General features: G+C 54.8%; 11 protein-coding genes. 4 read left to right on the forward strand and 7 right to left on the reverse strand.

The features are described 5' to 3' along the window. Position 1 precedes the first annotated feature (1 nt). Entirely contained in the window at positions 2–2,374 is a 2,373-nt protein-coding gene (gene ppsA, locus M8006_RS03815; RefSeq protein ID WP_250080132.1) for a phosphoenolpyruvate synthase, read from the forward strand. A gap of 105 nt (positions 2,375–2,479) precedes the next feature. Further along, the gene (locus tag M8006_RS03820; protein ID WP_250080133.1) at positions 2,480–4,276 is read left to right on the forward strand and encodes a gamma-glutamyltransferase family protein; all 1,797 of its coding nucleotides are present in this window, start codon (positions 2,480–2,482) and stop codon (positions 4,274–4,276) included. 6 nt (positions 4,277–4,282) lie between these two features. Here M8006_RS03820 and M8006_RS03825 read toward each other — a convergent pair whose 3' ends face one another. The 3 genes from M8006_RS03825 to acnB form a co-directional block, all read right to left on the reverse strand. Beyond that, entirely contained in the window at positions 4,283–6,166 is a 1,884-nt protein-coding gene (locus M8006_RS03825) for a glycerophosphodiester phosphodiesterase family protein (protein WP_250080134.1), read from the reverse strand. 141 nt (positions 6,167–6,307) lie between these two features. After that, positions 6,308–6,820 (reverse strand): ribonuclease E activity regulator RraA, encoded by a 513-nt coding sequence (gene rraA / locus M8006_RS03830; protein ID WP_250080135.1) that lies wholly within the window; start codon positions 6,818–6,820, stop codon positions 6,308–6,310. 184 nt (positions 6,821–7,004) lie between these two features. After that, positions 7,005–9,608 (reverse strand): bifunctional aconitate hydratase 2/2-methylisocitrate dehydratase, encoded by a 2,604-nt coding sequence (gene acnB / locus M8006_RS03835; RefSeq protein WP_250080136.1) that lies wholly within the window; start codon positions 9,606–9,608, stop codon positions 7,005–7,007. A 390-nt stretch (positions 9,609–9,998) separates the two neighbouring features. On the opposite strand from acnB, the gene M8006_RS03840 reads away from it, so the two are divergent. Continuing rightward, positions 9,999–10,655: a MiaE family protein gene (locus tag M8006_RS03840; RefSeq protein WP_250080137.1), complete on the forward strand. Its 657-nt coding sequence runs from the start codon at positions 9,999–10,001 to the stop codon at positions 10,653–10,655. Positions 10,656–10,685: 30 nt separating this feature from the next. Next, on the forward strand, positions 10,686–14,585 hold the full coding sequence (locus tag M8006_RS03845) for an ATP-binding protein (protein ID WP_250080138.1): 3,900 nt from the start codon (positions 10,686–10,688) through the stop codon (positions 14,583–14,585). A gap of 19 nt (positions 14,586–14,604) precedes the next feature. On the opposite strand, the gene M8006_RS03850 is transcribed toward M8006_RS03845, so the two are convergent. The 4 genes from M8006_RS03850 to queC are packed head-to-tail and all read right to left on the reverse strand — an operon-like array spanning position 14,605 to position 17,057. After that, entirely contained in the window at positions 14,605–14,895 is a 291-nt protein-coding gene (locus tag M8006_RS03850) for a YkgJ family cysteine cluster protein (RefSeq protein WP_250080139.1), read from the reverse strand. Continuing rightward, on the reverse strand, positions 14,892–15,725 hold the full coding sequence (locus M8006_RS03855) for a 6-carboxytetrahydropterin synthase (protein WP_250080140.1): 834 nt from the start codon (positions 15,723–15,725) through the stop codon (positions 14,892–14,894). Before M8006_RS03855 ends, M8006_RS03850 begins: the two co-directional genes overlap by 4 nt. After that, on the reverse strand, positions 15,725–16,375 hold the full coding sequence (gene queE, locus M8006_RS03860; protein ID WP_250080141.1) for a 7-carboxy-7-deazaguanine synthase: 651 nt from the start codon (positions 16,373–16,375) through the stop codon (positions 15,725–15,727). Before queE ends, M8006_RS03855 begins: the two co-directional genes overlap by 1 nt. Beyond that, entirely contained in the window at positions 16,362–17,057 is a 696-nt protein-coding gene (gene queC, locus M8006_RS03865) for a 7-cyano-7-deazaguanine synthase QueC (RefSeq protein ID WP_250080142.1), read from the reverse strand. The genes queE and queC overlap by 14 nt, the downstream gene beginning before the upstream one ends. Between the last annotated feature and the right edge of the window lie 3 nt (positions 17,058–17,060).

The raw sequence follows: 17,060 nt of genomic DNA on the forward strand, positions 1-17,060 counted from the left end.
CGTGGAAGAGTATATTCTGTGGTTTGATCAGTTGGGTATGGCCGACGTCGAGCGCGTGGGCGGGAAAAACGCCTCGCTGGGTGAAATGATCTCTAACCTGTCGGAAGTGGGAGTCACCGTCCCCGGCGGTTTTGCCACAACCGCTCATGCCTACCGTGAATTTCTTTCCCACGAAGGCCTCAACGAACGCATCAACGACACGCTAAATCGCTTGGATGTTGATGACGTTCAAGCGCTAAGCGAAGCCGGACGCAATATCCGCCAGTGGATTATCGATACACCGCTACCGCCAACGTTTGAAGCCGCGCTGCGCGACGCTTACGAAAAACTGCAACAGCAACACCCGCATTTGAAAGTCGCCGTGCGTAGCTCGGCAACTGCTGAAGATCTTCCCGATGCCTCGTTTGCCGGTCAGCAAGAGACCTTCCTTAATATTGAAGGCTTTGCCAATATCAAGCGTGCGGTGCACGAAGTTTTCGCCTCGTTGTTTAATGACCGTGCGATCTCTTACCGTGTGCATCGCGGCTATGCCCACGAAAACGTCGCGCTCTCCGCTGGTATTCAGAAAATGGTGCGCTCGGAAACCGGTTCGGCTGGCGTGATGTTTACCCTGGATACCGAGTCTGGCTACCGCGATGCGGTGTTTGTTACTGCGTCTTGGGGGTTGGGCGAGACAGTGGTGCAGGGCGCGGTGAACCCGGATGAGTTCTATGTACACAAGCCGACGTTGGCCGCAGGACGCCCGGCAGTGCTGCGCCGTAACCTGGGTTCTAAACTGATCAAGATGGTCTATGGTGAAGATGCCAGCGCGGGTAAGTCGGTGGAAACCGTCGATGTGCCGCTGAAAGACCGTAGTCGTTTCTGCATCGACGATGAGCAGATCATGGCGTTGTCGCGTCAAGCGATGACGATTGAAGCGCACTACCAGCGGCCAATGGATATCGAGTGGGCGCTTGATGGAGACGATGGCAAGCTTTACATCGTTCAGGCTCGACCGGAAACCGTTGTCTCTCAGCAGGAAGGTGGCAAACTCGAGCGCTTCAACCTTAAAGAGAAGGGGCGCACGTTGGTGACCGGCCGCGCGATTGGCCAGCGCATTGGTAGCGGTGCGGTCAAGGTAGTACTTAGTCCTGATGAAATGGACAAGATCAACGACGGCGATGTGCTGGTCACCGACATGACCGACCCTGATTGGGAGCCGATCATGAAACGTGCTTCTGCCATTGTCACTAATCGGGGGGGGCGCACCTGCCACGCGGCAATCATTGCCCGTGAACTTGGCATTCCTGCCGTGGTGGGGTGTGGCGACGCCACGAAGCTGCTTAACGAAGGCAGCGACGTAACCGTCTCTTGCGCGGAAGGCGATACGGGTCACGTCTATGAGGGGTTGCTAGAGTTTGATCATAATGTCTCAAGCATTGATGCAATGCCAGAGATTCCGTTCAAAATTATGATGAACGTCGGCAACCCAGATCGTGCGTTCAGTTTTGCCAGCTTACCTAATGCGGGTGTGGGTTTAGCGCGCCTTGAATTTATCATTAACCGTATGATTGGCGTTCACCCCAAAGCGCTGTTGGAGTACGACACGCTGCCGTCAGATTTGCAGCAAATTATTGATTTGCGCACCGCAGGCTATGATGACCCGGTTAGCTTCTACGTTGATAAACTGGTTGAAGGTATCTCGACACTGGCAGCGTCGTTCTATCCGCAGCGCGTCATCGTTCGTCTCTCGGACTTTAAGTCTAACGAGTACGAAAACCTCATCGGCGGTAAGCTTTACGAGCCCGGTGAAGAAAACCCAATGCTTGGTTTCCGCGGTGCCTCTCGCTATATTTCTGATGCGTTTCGACCATGTTTTGAGCTTGAGTGCCGCGCGCTTAAACGCGTGCGAGAAGTGATGGGGCTCGACAATATCGAAATCATGGTGCCTTTTGTGCGCACGACTGAGGAAGCGTGTGAGGTAGTGGATCTGCTCGCGGCCAATGGGTTGAAGCGCGGAGATCATGGCTTGAAGGTCATTATGATGTGCGAGCTTCCGGCCAATGCGCTACTGGCCGATGAGTTCCTACAGTACTTTGACGGTTTCTCCATCGGCTCAAACGACTTAACCCAGCTGACATTGGGCCTCGATCGAGACTCGGGTATTGTGGCGCATCTGTTTGATGAGCGTAACGAAGCGGTGAAAAAGCTGCTGGCGATGGCGATTCAAGCGTGTAAAGCGCAAGGCAAATACGTGGGGATTTGCGGTCAAGGGCCGTCGGATCACCCGGACTTGGCGAAATGGCTGATGGAGCAAGGGATCGACTCTGTTTCTCTTAACCCTGATGCCGTCTTGGAAACTTGGTTTATGCTTGCTGGCGAAAAGCTCGGCTAAAAAGCGGCAACGTCATTTTTTGTTTCATACGCCCGGCCTAACGCTGGGCGTTTTAGTTTGAGGTACAGTGAGGCCAATGAACACCGCGAACGAATAGGAGTGCTTATGTTACGCCACTGGAAAAAACGCTGGCCGCTAGGTTTTTTGCTGCTGCCGCTATCTGCAGCGGGATTTAGCTACGAAACGCCGGCCATCTCGCCGGAAACCGAGTCGGGTTTTGAAGAAAAACCCGGCTGGAAGGCGGAGAAGTTTGCGGTGGCGGCGGCAAACCCGTTGGCTACTGATGCGGGTTATCAAGTGCTCAAAGCGGGGGGTAATGCGATAGACGCGGCTGTCGCGGTGCAGATGGTGCTGGCCTTGGTCGAGCCGCAGTCAAGCGGGATCGGCGGCGGTAGCTTTTTGCTCCATTTTGATGGGGCCACCGTTCAAGCATTTGACGGGCGTGAGACAGCACCGGCAGCCGTGGATGAGGGGCTTTTCCTTGATGGCGAGGGCGAACCACTGGCTTTTATGGAGGCGGTGGCAAGTGGGCGATCGGTAGGCGTGCCGGGTACGCTAAAAATGCTTGAAAAAGCCCATAATAAACATGGGGCGCTCGCGTGGGACGCGCTTTTCACCCCAGCAATTACCTTGGCGGAAGAGGGGGTCAAGGTTAGTCCCCGCTTACACCAGAGCCTAGCGAGTGATGAGGCGCTTCGAAACGATTCGTTGGCAAAAGCGTTTTATTATCAAGGCAAAGACACGCCAGTGGCCATCGGGGAAGTGCTAAAAAACCCCGCTTTAGCGGAAATTCTGCGCCAGATTGCCCAGCATGGTATTCACGTTTTGCACGAAGGAGCTATCGCAGAAGATTTGGTCCAACGCGTGAATACACATCACGACCGCCCAGGCGAGATAAGCCTGGGCGATTTGGCCGAGTACGAAGCCTTAATTCGGGAGCCGCTGTGTACCCCGTGGCGTCAATGGAAGGTGTGTGGCTTTCCGCCTCCCTCGTCGGGGCATTTAACCGTGATGCAGATGTTGGGCATGCTGGATCACCAGGCGATGCTTGAAGCGCCTCTAGATAGCGGGGCACCAAGCGGAGGCTGGTTGCATCAGTTTTTAGAGGTCTCGCGTCTTGCCTTTGCAGATCGCAACCGTTATATCGCCGACCCTGGCTTTATAGGTGCACCAGATGGTGACTGGAATACCCTGCTCGCGCCTGCTTACTTGGCTAAGCGTGCCGCCTTGGTCTCTTCCGATAAAAGCATGGGGAGTGGGGCTAAGCCTGGCAACCCAGGTGAGCTTAACGTTAGCTGGGCGGTGGCACCTTCGCAGCCAGAGTATGGCACTAGCCATATCAGCATCGTGGATGCTGACGGACGAGCGGTGGCGATGACATCATCGATTGAGCAGGCGTTTGGTTCGCGTATTCTCGCCGATGGTGGCACAGGGCTTGCCGGTGGGTACCTGCTCAACAATCAGCTTACGGACTTCTCTTTCGTACCCGAAGTGGAAGGCAAACCGGTCGCCAATCGAGTCGAAGCGGGTAAGCGGCCACGCTCGAGCATGAGCCCAACGCTGATTTTCGAGCGTGAAAGTGGTGAGTTTGTGGGAAGCTTGGGCTCACCCGGCGGGGCGGCGATTATTCACTACACGGCACGTACGTTAGTGGCGTTACGAGATTGGGATCTAAACGCCCAAGAGGCGCTAAACCTCCCGCATGCCATTACACTTGGAGATAGTGTGTTTGTTGAAGCCGATCGCTTCCCGGAAGAGACGCTAGACGCGCTAGAGGAATACGGTCATCAGGTAACGCAACGCGAGCTCACAAGCGGACTACAAGTGATTATGCGCCAAGACGATGCCACCCTTTTCGGTGGAGCTGACCCTCGGCGGGAAGGGGTAGTGATGGGCGATTAATTCTCGTCACTGGCGAAGCCAGTTGCGCAGTTTGACCAGCATGAGACCGCCGTCGCTGAGTTCGCGGCGGTTGTTTAGAAGCGCTGCGAGTTGATCAGGGTAGTCGGTAATAATCGCATCGACGCCCATATCCATCAGCGTTGACATGCGGACGCGACTATTGACCGTCCAGGCGTGGATTTCGTAACCGTAAAGAACTGCCAAGCGCATCTCCCGTTTAGTGATGCGGTTATGGCGCAAGCCAAGCGCATCAAATTCACCTCGGTTGAGCGTGCCGGGAAGAATTAGCTGGGCCAATAATGTTTTACGTAAGCCGGGCACCTGCGCTGTTAAATAACTGAGTAGTGCCGGTGTCATCGTGGCTACGCGCATTTCGGCAAACGCATTAGGAAAACCGCAGTATGCATAAGCATTCAGTGATATTTTCTGTTGAGCCCAGCAAGCACGTCTCTCATCGCTTTCGGTGTGTAGCGTAGCGATGACGGCGTCGGCGAGTCGTCGGCTTTGGCCTGGGAGTGGCTTCATGTCTATCATCAGGCTGGCTTTGCCGCGCACGGCACGTAAGGTTTCATCTAGGCCGGGTATATGCTCACCTTGAAAGGCATCACCGAACCAGCTGCCCACATCAAATTGGCTTAGCTTTTCGCGGGTTAAATCGCTAAATTCGCGCTGGTCACCTGTCAGGCGCGCCATACTGCGGTCGTGATAGAGCATTACCTGTTCATCGGCGGTTAAGCGTACATCAATCTCAATGGAATCGGCGCCGTCTCTGATCGCCTGATGCGTTGCGGCCAGCGTGTTTTCCGGTGCTACCATTGAACTACCACGATGGGCGATAATCTCAACATCGTCGCTTAGCTCGAAGCTATTGAGTATCCACCACGCCTGTAACCCCGCAAATAGCAGTACGCCAAGCTCTACCGCCCAAGCAAGGCGCCCAGGGTGTGAGGCTTGGGGCGCTGCAGCGTGCTGCGAGCGATGGGTAAGTTGCAGGTATAAGCAGGCCGATAGCATGGCATTGACTGCAATGCCTAAAAACGTGATGGCAAGGGTCACGAGCACATAGCCCGTTAGGTAGGCCAGCATCGCCGGCAACAGGACGGCGTTATGTTCCGGTAACCACCAAAGCAGGGGGGTGAACAAGCGATCAAAAAGCAGTGTGGTTAAAATCGGCAGCACAATAATGCCGACCAGTACGAGGAGCACCGCCGTGCCAATTGAGCGATGCCAGCCACGGGTAAGTATAACGCTGCGCTTGAGAGCCCCCGAAGGTGACATGTTCTCCAGTGCCACTAGAGGGAGTGCCAGTACCCACCGCAGGTAGAGCCTTGCCGCAAGCCACACCCACAGCCCCGCCATTGGTAGAGTCGACGCAACAAAGTACCACAGCACCGGTGGCTTCACGCGTAGTAGGTAATAGCTATCTAGCCCGCCAAGCCAAGCGTCATAAAGCCACGCTAGGGCGAACATAAAAGGCGCTATCAATAAGAGATGAGAGCCCACCTGCAGGATGACGAGACCGGCTAGCGCGGGCAGACGCCGAGTGCTAAGCCACAGTGCGTCTAATGCTAGGCGATAGTGATTGTCACGTGGGCGTATGGCGACATGAAGCATGCCGGCCTGCTGCCAATAAAGCACCAGAAACCCAAGACCCAACACCACCAATGACACGCCTAACCCCAGCGGGCTAAACAGAAGGGCGACGAGTTCATCGGTAGTGACAACCGTTCGATTGAGCTGCGCTAAAAACCCGTGAAGCAACCAAATAACGGCAGGTAAGAATAGAGCAGAGGCGAGCACGGTGAAAAATAGATGGAAGGCAATGAGTGGCCGAAGGTGGTCACGCAGTGTTCTGAGTAAGGACTTTCCTAGCGTATTCAGTGGCTGCATAGTAATGGTTGAACAAACCTAGCTGACCAAGAATGACGAAACGGTCGTGGGACACGTTAAGTGGCTAAACAGTGCCGTGCCATCTCACGTTGAAAGACTAGGGTGGCACTGTTCCACCACCCTTGGCAAACGAGGAAAAAATCAAGCGGGGAGCGTCAGACGTTCTTTGGCAATGAGGATCCCGTTGTTATCGGCATACAGCCACTGCCCCGGCTCGATGGTGACCCCGCCAAACGTGACAGCAATATCGCGCTGCCCTTCATCGCGTTTTTCACTTTTGCGCGGGTGACTGCCGAGCGCCTGCACGCCAAGGGTCAGGGTGGCGAGAATATCCACATCACGCACGCAGCCATACATTACAATGCCTGCCCAGCCGTTTTTGACGGCTTGTTCGGCGAGCATATCGCCAAGCATCGCGCAGCGGTAAGAGCCGCCAGCATCGACCACCAACACGGCTCCATCACCGGGTTCGGCGACGGCCCGTTTGACCATTGAATTGTCCTCAAAGCACTTAATCGTACGTACCGGCCCGCCGAAAGCGTCTAAGCCACCGAAATTGGCAAAGAGTGGCTCAATAACGTTTACGTCGGGATAACGATCGCAAATGTCGGGGGTCACGATATCGTTTTCATTGAGGTTCATCGATACACTCATGGAAAACTCCTTATGCTTTATCTAATAGAAAATGATGTTATCTAATAAGCCATGATGACGACCAGTATCGAAAAAACGCCCCGCCTGCAAAGGCAGGAACGGGGCGTTCGGTCATCGGCTCAGAAGCGTAATGCCTGCTTCTGTGATGGTGCGAGCATCGGCGATGTCGGTCAGGTGGAGGCGATTACGCTTCTTGTTCCACCGGAATCACGTTCGAGGCGATTTTTTGATATTCCTCAATTTCGTGGAAGTTCATGTAGCGATAGATTTCGCTGGCCATGGCATCAAACTCACCCATGTAGCGCTGGTACTCTTCAACGCTGGGTAGTCGACCTTCTACTGCCGCCACAGCGGCCAGCTCGGCAGAGGCCAAGTAGACATTGGCGCCATCGCCCAGACGGTTGGGGAAGTTACGTGTGGAGGTGGAGACCACCGTGGATTTCGCGGCAACCCGTGCTTGGTTACCCATGCACAACGAGCAGCCCGGCATTTCCATGCGCGCGCCAGCACGGCCGTAGATGCCGTAATACCCTTCTTCGGTCAACTGATGCTGATCCATCTTGGTTGGCGGTGCCAGCCATAGGCGAGTCTTCAGGCTGCCGGCTGGCTGCTTTTCTAGCAACTTACCTGCAGCGCGGAAGTGGCCGATGTTGGTCATGCAGGAACCAATGAACACTTCATCGATCTTCTCGCCAGCGACATCAGACAACAAACGGGCGTCGTCCGGGTCGTTCGGCGCGCAGAGGATCGGCTCTTTGATTTCGCTCAGATCGATCTCGATGACTTCGGCGTAATCGGCGTCTTTGTCGGCGCGCATCAGGCTCGGATCGGCTAACCAGGCTTCCATGGCCTCGATACGACGGCTGATAGTACGCTCATCGCCATAACCGTTGCTGATCATCCACTTGAGCAGTGTAATGTTGGACTTCAAGTACTCGCTTACGCTGTCCTCGGAAAGCGTAATGGTACAACCTGCCGCAGAGCGCTCTGCAGACGCATCGGAAAGCTCGAACGCCTGCTCGACGGTAAGATCGTCAAGCCCTTCGATTTCCAATACGCGGCCGGAGAACGCGTTCTTCTTGCCAGATTTCTCGACGGTCAACAGGCCCTGCTTGATGCCGTAAAGCGGAATGGCGTGAACCAAATCGCGCAGGGTAACGCCCGGCTGGCGCTCGCCTTTAAAGCGCACCAGTACGGATTCCGGCATGTCCAGCGGCATTACACCGGTGGCGGCGGCAAAGGCCACTAGGCCAGAACCGGCGGGGAAGGAAATACCCATCGGGAAGCGCGTGTGGGAGTCGCCGCCGGTGCCCACGGTATCGGGCAACAGCATGCGGTTCAGCCAGCTGTGAATGATGCCGTCGCCTGGGCGCAGCGAAACTCCACCGCGGTTCATGATGAAGTCGGGCAGGGTGTGATGAGTATCGACGTCAACCGGCTTCGGGTAGGCAGCCGTATGACAGAACGACTGCATGACCAGATCGGCTTGGAAGCCAAGACAAGCCAGATCTTTGAGCTCGTCGCGGGTCATCGGGCCGGTGGTATCCTGAGAGCCTACGGTCGTCATCTTTGGCTCGCAGTACATGCCCGGGCGAACGCCGTCCATGCCACACGCCTTGCCGACCATCTTTTGCGCCAGCGTAAACCCTTTGCCGGTATCTACCGGTTGCTCAGGCAGGCGGAAGACATCAGACGGCGCAAGGCCGAGCGATTCGCGTGCCTTGCCGGTTAAACCACGGCCAATGATCAGCGGAATACGGCCACCGGCGCGTACTTCATCAAGAATCAGCTGGGTCTTGAGTTCGAAAGTCGTCAGCACGTCGTCGGTGCCGTGTTGGCACACTTTGCCTTCGTACGGGTAAACGTCGATAACGTCGCCCATATTAAGATTGGATACGTCCATCTCAACCGGCAGTGCGCCTGAGTCTTCCATAGTGTTAAAGAAGATCGGGGCGATTTTGCCGCCAAAGCAGAAGCCGCCAGCGCGCTTGTTCGGCACGTTCGGGATATCGTCACCGAAGAACCACAATACGGAGTTGGTGGCGGACTTGCGCGAAGAGCCCGTACCTACGACGTCGCCGACGTATGCTACTGGGAAGCCTTTGGCTTTTACCTCTTCGATCTGTTTGAGCGGGCCAACCTTGCCCTGTTCAATCGGCTCGATGCCTTCGCGCTCATTTTTTAGCATGGCGCGAGCATGTAACGGCATATCCGGACGCGACCAGGCATCGGGGGCAGGAGAGAGATCATCGGTGTTGGTTTCACCTGGTACCTTAAACACGGTCAGGGTGATTTTCTCTTCCAGCGCTGGTTTAGACAGGAACCATTCAGCTTCGGCCCAAGACTGAATAACGTCCTTGGCGACAGCATTACCGTTCTTAGCACGCTCTTCAACGTCGTGGAAAGCATCGAACATCAACAGGGTGTGTTTGAGTTGTTCGCCAATTTCACGGGCCAGTTCTTCGTTATCTAAAAGCTCAACCAGCGAGACAATGTTGTAGCCACCCTGCATGGTGCCCAGCAGTTTTACTGCGTGGATCTTGTCGATCAGCGGGGAGGTGGCGTCTCCTTTTGCAATAGCGGTTAGGAAACCCGCTTTAACATAAGCGGCTTCATCGACGCCAGGCGGTACACGGTTGGTGATCAAGTCGAGAATGAACTCTTCTTCACCTGCCGGTGGATTATTTAGTAACTCTACAAGATCAGCAACCTGCTCAGCGGTCAGGGGCTTGGGCGGTACGCCCTCAGCAGCGCGTTCATCGACATGTTGGCGGTAAGCTTCAAGCACGTTGGGGCCCTCTCATTTGCTTTATGATGGCTGGCTGGGTAGCTACAGAAAGTCAGTAGTGGACAGGCCAGACATACGATATACGCTTGACAAACAGCGTCTGGTTAGGTGTCCGCAATTCTACGGCAAACTGTCGACAATGTTAAGCGAGCAGGCGGGCAAAGCCCTTGTACTTTGGTGAAAGCCCGCAGGTAAAAAAGCCGCATTGAGATAGTGCATAAGCCAACAGGTGTGATTCTGGCGTTGCCACGTTAATATGAAACGTCGAAGTATAACGTAATGGAAAACGTCATGACGTGTGCCTGTAATAATACTTAATGTTGCACAGTGCCTACGTTTTAGATACATGTCTTGTACAATGACGAAAACGTTTTTTTGGGTACGGGTGTTATGTCGATATTTACCGCTGAATCAAACCAAGCCGATCATTCTTTAACAGCGGATGACCTGCTGCCTGAAAGTCTGCTGAACTTTTTAGCCTGTCCAACCCCTAGGGCATGGATAGGTTGGGCATTAGAAAATCACGAGCTGCTGCTGATTGATCACGCGCAGTGCGAAAAAAAAGCCGCGTCGACGGCGATGAGTTTGCTCTACCGGTATGTTGAACAGCCGTTATTGCTTAGCAAAATGTCACAGCTAGCGCGTGAAGAGCTTTTACATTTTGAGCAAGTCGTCCAACTGATGGAAAAGCGCGGCGTAACGTATCGTCATTTAACGGCCTCTCGCTATGCCGAAGGGCTGAGACGGCATGTGCGTCCTAACGAACCTGAGCGGTTGATTGATGTGCTGATTATCGGGGCGTTGATTGAGGCGCGAAGCTGTGAGCGGTTTGCCTGTTTGATTCCTTATTTAGATATTGAGCTTGCTAAGTTCTATCGTACACTGGTGAAATCGGAAGGGCGGCATTTTGAGGATTACCTTTTGCTGGCAGGTCAGCAGACCCGAGAGCCTATCGATGAACGCATTGCGTTCTTTGTGGCTTGTGAGCAGGAATTGATCATGTCGCCCGATACAGCGTTTCGTTTTCATAGCGGTGTCCCGGCGTAACCCGTCATTTGCTTAGGCAGGATGTGTCCCATGCGCGATGTAAGTGAGTCTGATCAGCTGGTTCTTTTTGGCCATTTTTCCCTAAGCCTGGGTGAGGATGTGCTGACCCACTTCAGCTATGACAAGGTGAAAGCGTTACTGGTGTATTTGCTACTTCACCGTCAGCCGGTAAATCGCGCCGCGCTCGCGGAGCTTCTCTGGCCGGACCAAGGGTTATCGTCAGGGCGTACTAACCTACGTCATGCGTTGCACTGCTTGCGTCAGTCGCTGGGGGATAAAGCAGATCAGGTGATCAGCGTTTCTCGCCAAACGATTGCCTTTAACTTGCCCCTACATTGGCAGGTGGATTTGCATGAGTTGCAGCGTTTGCTTGAAGGGCCGCGCGATCTGGAAACGCTCGACGCTGTGCTGGCCTGCTACCAAGGAGATTTGATCGAAGAGTTGCAGCTAACCAACTGTGCCGAATTTCAACGTTGGCTGGTGCAAGTACGCAACGAGTGGCGTCAGCGTGTTATTCGTTTTGCCGAACAGGTGCTAGATGCACACACCGATATGCCGGATATCATGCTAGAAACCTTGGTAAGCCGTTTTTCCGGTTATGGTCCTTTCCATGAGCGGCTAGTGAAACAGTTGGCTGAGCAAGATCAAATGGCCGCAGCTCACGAGCAATATAATAGTTACTTGCAGCTGTTGGCGCTCTCGGGTCAGCAACCGGAACCCAGCTTTTTGCAGCTTGCCAACTATTGGTCAGATGGGCACCAGGACCCTCGGATGATCAGCCCGCAGGGGGCCTATTCGCGGACCTTGGCGGCAGATAGTAAGCCGCTGCGCGAGGATGAAATCGAACTTCGTCAGCTTTCTGTTATGGCTATACGTTTGCGTTTGCAAGGAGATTGGCAAGACCGGGGGGCGACCCGCAGCTGCTTGACCTTGCAGCTTGAGTTGCTGCGCTGGCTGGAGCAACAGTGCCATCACTTGGGCGGGTTTTGGTTACCCGGCGCCACGGGTGGCTTAGGCCTAGCATGTTTTGGCACACATGGGCCCGCTCACCAGCTGGCAGAGCTAGTGGCGCTTTACGAGCATTGTCGCCATGCGCTGCCGCAAGAGTGCGAACGCCACTGGATGGGAGACGGTGAGCCACCACACTTTGAGTTGGCAGCGGGCTTACACAGCGGTCGTGTGGTTTACTTGCCCGAGCGTCAGTTAGCAGACCCGTTGGGGCAAGTGACGCAGGTTTCGCTTGAGCTAATGAGCGCTGCGGAAGGCAGTGAACTGGTGATCTCGCAAGAGGCGAGCCAGCATATGCCGCCCGCGCTTGATTTGCAGCCACGCCTTACGTCGCGCTTGCTAGCCAGTGATGGCCGTGTGCGGCTGCGCGCCTTAGCGCTAGGCAAAAACGAGGGTGGGCGCGATGCCATGCCACCAAGTTTGGTCGGGCGCGAAACAGCACTACGCACACTGCGAGATGCCCTGGCGCGGGCTGGCATTGGGTTGCGCCAAAGCGTGTTAGTGCGAGGGCCTTCCGGAATGGGGAAATCCGCACTGATGGTCGGGTTTCGTCAGTTAGAGCTCAGTCGCGACGCCGCAATTTGCTGGCAGCCTGCCACGCGGTTATCGGTATTAGAGCCTTATGGTGTTGCTCGTACGTTGATCGGTTGGTATCTCGATGTCGAGCCTGATATTGGCTTGGTCAAAGAGCTACAGGCCCGCCTGGGTATGCCTGAGCTTGACGACGCCCGTCAGCGTTTATTGGAAGAAGCGTTAGGGGTGCGTGACGTTCAGGAGATTACTCAGCTGACACAAAACGGTGAAGCCGTAGAGCTGGTGGTAAACCTGCTGCATCGTTTGATCGAGCAGCAAGCGTCGGAGCGAACCCTCGCATTAATGCTTGATGATTTGCAGTGGTTAGACGAGCCTTCATTCAAAGTGCTTTCTGGCCTGCAGGCACGCTTGCCCATCAATACCGCCTTTATGCTTGTCGCAAGCCATCATGGGCGCGAGGGGCTGCCGGTTAAACTACACTGGGATCAGCAAATAACGCTAGGACGCTTGGATGCACTACAGTCTTCGCGGTTGCTGTCGCAATTGTCACGCCGCTACCGTATTCATCTTAGCCCGCGGTTGCGCAATCAAATTATTGAGCGCTGCGACGGCGTGCCGCTCTATATGCAGGAGATTTGTCGGCGTCTAGATATGGATCGTCGCGAGGGGCGCACTATACAGTTTGATGATTTGCCCAAAGGCCTTTTAGGCTTGCTCGCTAGTCGCATTGATCAGCTAGAGCAAGATCGCCATCTTGCCCACGTGGCGGCGGTATTGGGCAAACGCTTCCGGTTGGATTTTCTGGCTGAGTGCAGCGGCGTTGAGCCACCGGCGTTGCAGCAGGCGTTGGAGCATATGCGCCAGCTTGAAATTGTAGAACCGGTAGAAAAAGAGGGCGATCACTTAGAATACCAGTTCAGCCACCAGCTGCTCCAGGAAGCGGCTTATCTTTCTTGCCCACGGGATGTGCGCGTCAAGCTTCATCAGCAAGTGGTTAGCTTGATTGAAGAGCGCTTTCCCATGTGGATGAGTCGCCATCCAGGCGATTTTGCTACCCATCTGCGCCGAAGTGGCCATTACGCCCGTGGTGCACGCTACTTCGAGCTTGCCGCGCGCGAGGCGTTAAAAGTCAGCGCTAACCGTACGGCGTTGCGCATGGCCGATTTTGGTATTGCCAGCTTGCGTCACGTAGACCATCAAACCGAGCGCGAAGTCAGTTTACTTACCGTGCGCGGCCAGGCGGCGTTTGCCTTGGAAGGGCACGGCTCACCAACCGCGCATGAAAGTTTTGTCCGTGCGCGTGAGCTTTTGCGTAGCACCGACCAGGAAAGTGCTGATGAGCCAGAAGATTTAGAACAAATCTTTCTGGTGAAATGGGGGCTCTGGGTGGGACGCAGTCAGCGTTACGCGCATGCGGACGCATTTGCGCTGGCTTCAACATTGGCGGGTATCGCCGCTAAGTTGGAAGACCCACGCTATCAGCGCCTGGCGGATTACGCGCGAGCCCACTGCGAATATTGGGCAGGGCGTATTCAGCAAGCGCACGATCACCTTGATGAAATTGACCCCCTCAACGCGCAGATGATGATTGAGTGGTTGCCCTTCTCAGATCACCCACAAGTCACCGCGGCGTGTTTTCAGGGCTGGGCTTTGTGTTTGCGCGGTGATTACCAGCGTGCTGAACGCCAAGTCTCAGCGGCGATTCGGTTAGCAGAGCAAATCGGCCACCCCGGCACGCTTGCCATGGCATTGTTGTTTGCGGCTGCGCTTTATCGCCAACTTGGGCATGTGCATTTGGCGACGCGCCACGCCGAGCGAGCCGCGGCGATGACCGGCACACCGGATTTGCAACTTTGGCAAATTGCCGCTCAAGCCATTTTGGGCTGGCAGCAAGCGTTAGGTGGCGATAGGACCGGCTTGCAAAAGCTAGAAGAAAGCTTGGATCAAATGGCCGAGCTGAATGGACGCGATCGTTACAAGCGCCCGGTGCTGTGGTACGCCGATGCGTGTGTGGCATTAGGTGAGCTTAAAGCCGCAGAGGATTACCTAGACCAGTGCTTGGTTATTGCGCAGGAACGTACCACGCTATTTTTGCCTGAGTTGGCCACTCATCTGGCTCGCGTTCGCCAGCGGATGGGGTACGCACCTCAAGAGGTGAAAACCCTCGCTAGCCTGGCGATTTCCCAGGCGCGAGAGCACGGCAATCGCCATCAAGAGTTAGCGGCTCTGGAGTTTTGGTTGACGGATATAGCACCGGATGATGAAAAAGCTCGGGAAACCTTCCGGTGCTTGCTCAATGACGTTAGCCACAGTGACGCACCGGTGTTGGTGCGATGGGTCAGCCTGCTTGGCCGTCGCTTGGCACCCGAAAGTCTAGCGAGCGATTAGCTGCCCTAGCGCGGCTGGCTTAGCCTGTTGCGTCTTCCAATTGGCTTAAAGCGGCGAGAGCGTCTTCACGTTTCTCGCCGCATAGCGCTGAATCAAAGCGAAAAAGTGCACACACCGCCGGGCGTGTGGGCTCGCCGAACAGGCGGCAAAAATTATGCTCGTCGAGTTGCACACAGCGTACTCCAGCAGGCTTTCCGTTAGGCATTTTCGGAATAGGAGTGCTGATGGAGGGCGCTATGCAGCAGGCGCCGCAACCAGGACGGCACCCCTCATTTGAGTTGGCTTGGTCGGTTTGAATCAAAGTGCTCATGGTGCAGCGTCGGCCGTCGCGCCTTTATTGATCCCCTCATAAGCTACCACTTCAGTCTTTTGGCCCGTGTAACGGGCAATTTGACTGGCTAACCACCGAGCAATATTTTCAACCGTGGTAGGAGACCCTAGTACCGCGCACCGGTTCATCGGAAGAGTAAGCTCGAAGTTGCCCTGCAACGCCGTATAGCGGCACGTTAATGTGTTGGCACTTTGGTGTGTAATATCCGCCTCTTCAACCAAATAGCGGTGGTTTAACCACTCGGCCCAGTGAGCTTCAAGTGTCGGCTGTCGTTGCCCTTGTTGGTAAACTGCTAAGTGCGAGCGATGGCCGTGCGCAATACGTTGACAGTTGCCTGAATGGCGTTTGAGTCCATGGCTATAGCCGTAAGCCGCTTCGTCAATAGCTTCTTGATGCACTTTGATGCCGACGTGATCAACGTTGTCAGGGTATGCTTGACTGAGCAATCGACTGCCGTACGCCGCAAATACAGCGGCATCAATATGGGTGGCAGGTATCAAGGTGAATGCTTCTTCTGGCCCTTTGATTTCAGCCGGATAGGGTGTTTCTGCGTGAAAGCAGAGTCCCTCTTGGCAAGAGGAAATACGGGTATTAGGTGCCTGGGTGGGAATCAAAAGCGTGTGATCGGGTCCGCTGTCGAGTACTGCTTTGATCCAGGGTTTTACCGCACCAAAGTCGAGCAGCATGCCATCGTCGCCAAGCTTCCCTTCTAAATGGACATCAATCTGCCAGCTCATGCCTGTTAAGCCGTGATTAGGGTCCCAGATAGATACATCGACGTTAGTCAAGTTGTGAACAAAGAGCGCCATTATGCAAAGCCCGCGATTTTATGTATTTGCATGGAAAGCCGCCATTGTGGGTGACTTAGGCAGTATTCCGTGGTCTGTGAGACCGCTTTTTCTACCGTAGCGGAATCCGCGAGAAAAGAGCTGTCCATGGGCTGCAAAAAGAAGTGTGTAAACGCAAGGTCAGCGAATTCCTCTGGTGCTGCGGTGTCTTGTGGGTACACAAGCTTAAGCTCTTGCCCTTGGGTGATGACAAGGGGATTGCGACCTTTGGGGCTGACACACAGCCAATCAATGCCTTCGGGTGCCGGTAGTGTACCGTTCGTTTCTACTGCAATATCGAAACCTTTCTCGTGTAGTGCGTCAATTAAGGCTTTATCAAGTTGTAGAAGCGGCTCTCCCCCGGTGAAAACAATATAAGGCGTGCCTTGCGTGGTGTTAGGCCAGAGTGCTTGAAGGTATATCGCGAGCGTAATCGCGTCGTGAAAGCGACCACCATTGAGGCCATCGGTGCCGATAAAGTCGGTATCACAAAATTGACACTGTGCGCTTGAACGATCTTTTTCACGCCCTGACCATAGGTTGCAGCCGCTAAATCGACAAAAAACGCTGGCGCGACCTGCTTGCGCACCTTCGCCCTGCAATGTGTAAAAAGCCTCTTTAACGTGATACATGAGCTGCCTCTTGGGCATAAGGGAGGGGGTCATACACGCCGTTTTGCGCAAAGGCAGCTAAGCGCTCACGACAACTGCCGCACATCCCGCACGCTAACGCCTTGCCTTCGTAGCAGGTCCAGGTGTGAGTATAATCGAGCCCCATGGCGAGGCCGTCTTTCAGAATATCGGCCTTATTGGCGTGAAGGTAGGGCGCGTGAAGCGTTACTGGGGTGAAGTTGGCAATGCCTGCAGCGTGGTTCATCGCATCGACAAATTCTGGACGGCAATCCGGATATAACGCGTGATCGCTAGCGTGGGCGCCATAATCCACCCGAGTTGCGCCAATATTTACGGCCTTGGCAATGGCCAGCGAGAGCAGCACCATATTGCGGTTGGGCACAACTGTGGCGGCTAAACTTTCGCTGTCGTAGTGGCTATCGGGCACGCTGCGCTCGAGGTTAGTTAGCGCTGAATTATCTATTAAGCCATGGATGGCGCGAATATCGACCACCTGGTGAGGAATAGCGAGCGCTTGGCAAACCTGTGTTGCTACGTCGAGTTCTCGCCGGTGGCGTTGGCCATAATCAAACGATAACGCGTGAATATTAAGCCCTTCGCGCAGGGCGCGATGGAGAACGGTGAAAGAATCCATGCCACCGGAATAGATTACCACGGTGGTATTTTCTGAAGGGTAGGGCATATA

The sequence above is a fragment of the Halomonas llamarensis genome (assembly GCF_023555005.1).
Taxonomy (GTDB): domain Bacteria; phylum Pseudomonadota; class Gammaproteobacteria; order Pseudomonadales; family Halomonadaceae; genus Vreelandella; species Vreelandella llamarensis.

What these genes read in the sequence shown, in the direction of transcription:
- M8006_RS03825 (WP_250080134.1), bottom strand. Translation starts at nt 6,166, where the DNA reads ATGCAGCCACTGAATACGCTAGGAAAGTCCTTACTCAGAACACTGCGT.
- M8006_RS03845 (WP_250080138.1), top strand. Translation starts at nt 10,686, where the DNA reads ATGCGCGATGTAAGTGAGTCTGATCAGCTGGTTCTTTTTGGCCATTTT.
- M8006_RS03820 (WP_250080133.1), top strand. Translation starts at nt 2,480, where the DNA reads ATGTTACGCCACTGGAAAAAACGCTGGCCGCTAGGTTTTTTGCTGCTG.
- rraA (WP_250080135.1), bottom strand. Translation starts at nt 6,820, where the DNA reads ATGAGTGTATCGATGAACCTCAATGAAAACGATATCGTGACCCCCGAC.
- M8006_RS03855 (WP_250080140.1), bottom strand. Translation starts at nt 15,725, where the DNA reads ATGGCGCTCTTTGTTCACAACTTGACTAACGTCGATGTATCTATCTGG.
- M8006_RS03850 (WP_250080139.1), bottom strand. Translation starts at nt 14,895, where the DNA reads ATGAGCACTTTGATTCAAACCGACCAAGCCAACTCAAATGAGGGGTGC.
- queE (WP_250080141.1), bottom strand. Translation starts at nt 16,375, where the DNA reads ATGTATCACGTTAAAGAGGCTTTTTACACATTGCAGGGCGAAGGTGCG.
- queC (WP_250080142.1), bottom strand. Translation starts at nt 17,057, where the DNA reads ATGCCCTACCCTTCAGAAAATACCACCGTGGTAATCTATTCCGGTGGC.
- M8006_RS03840 (WP_250080137.1), top strand. Translation starts at nt 9,999, where the DNA reads ATGTCGATATTTACCGCTGAATCAAACCAAGCCGATCATTCTTTAACA.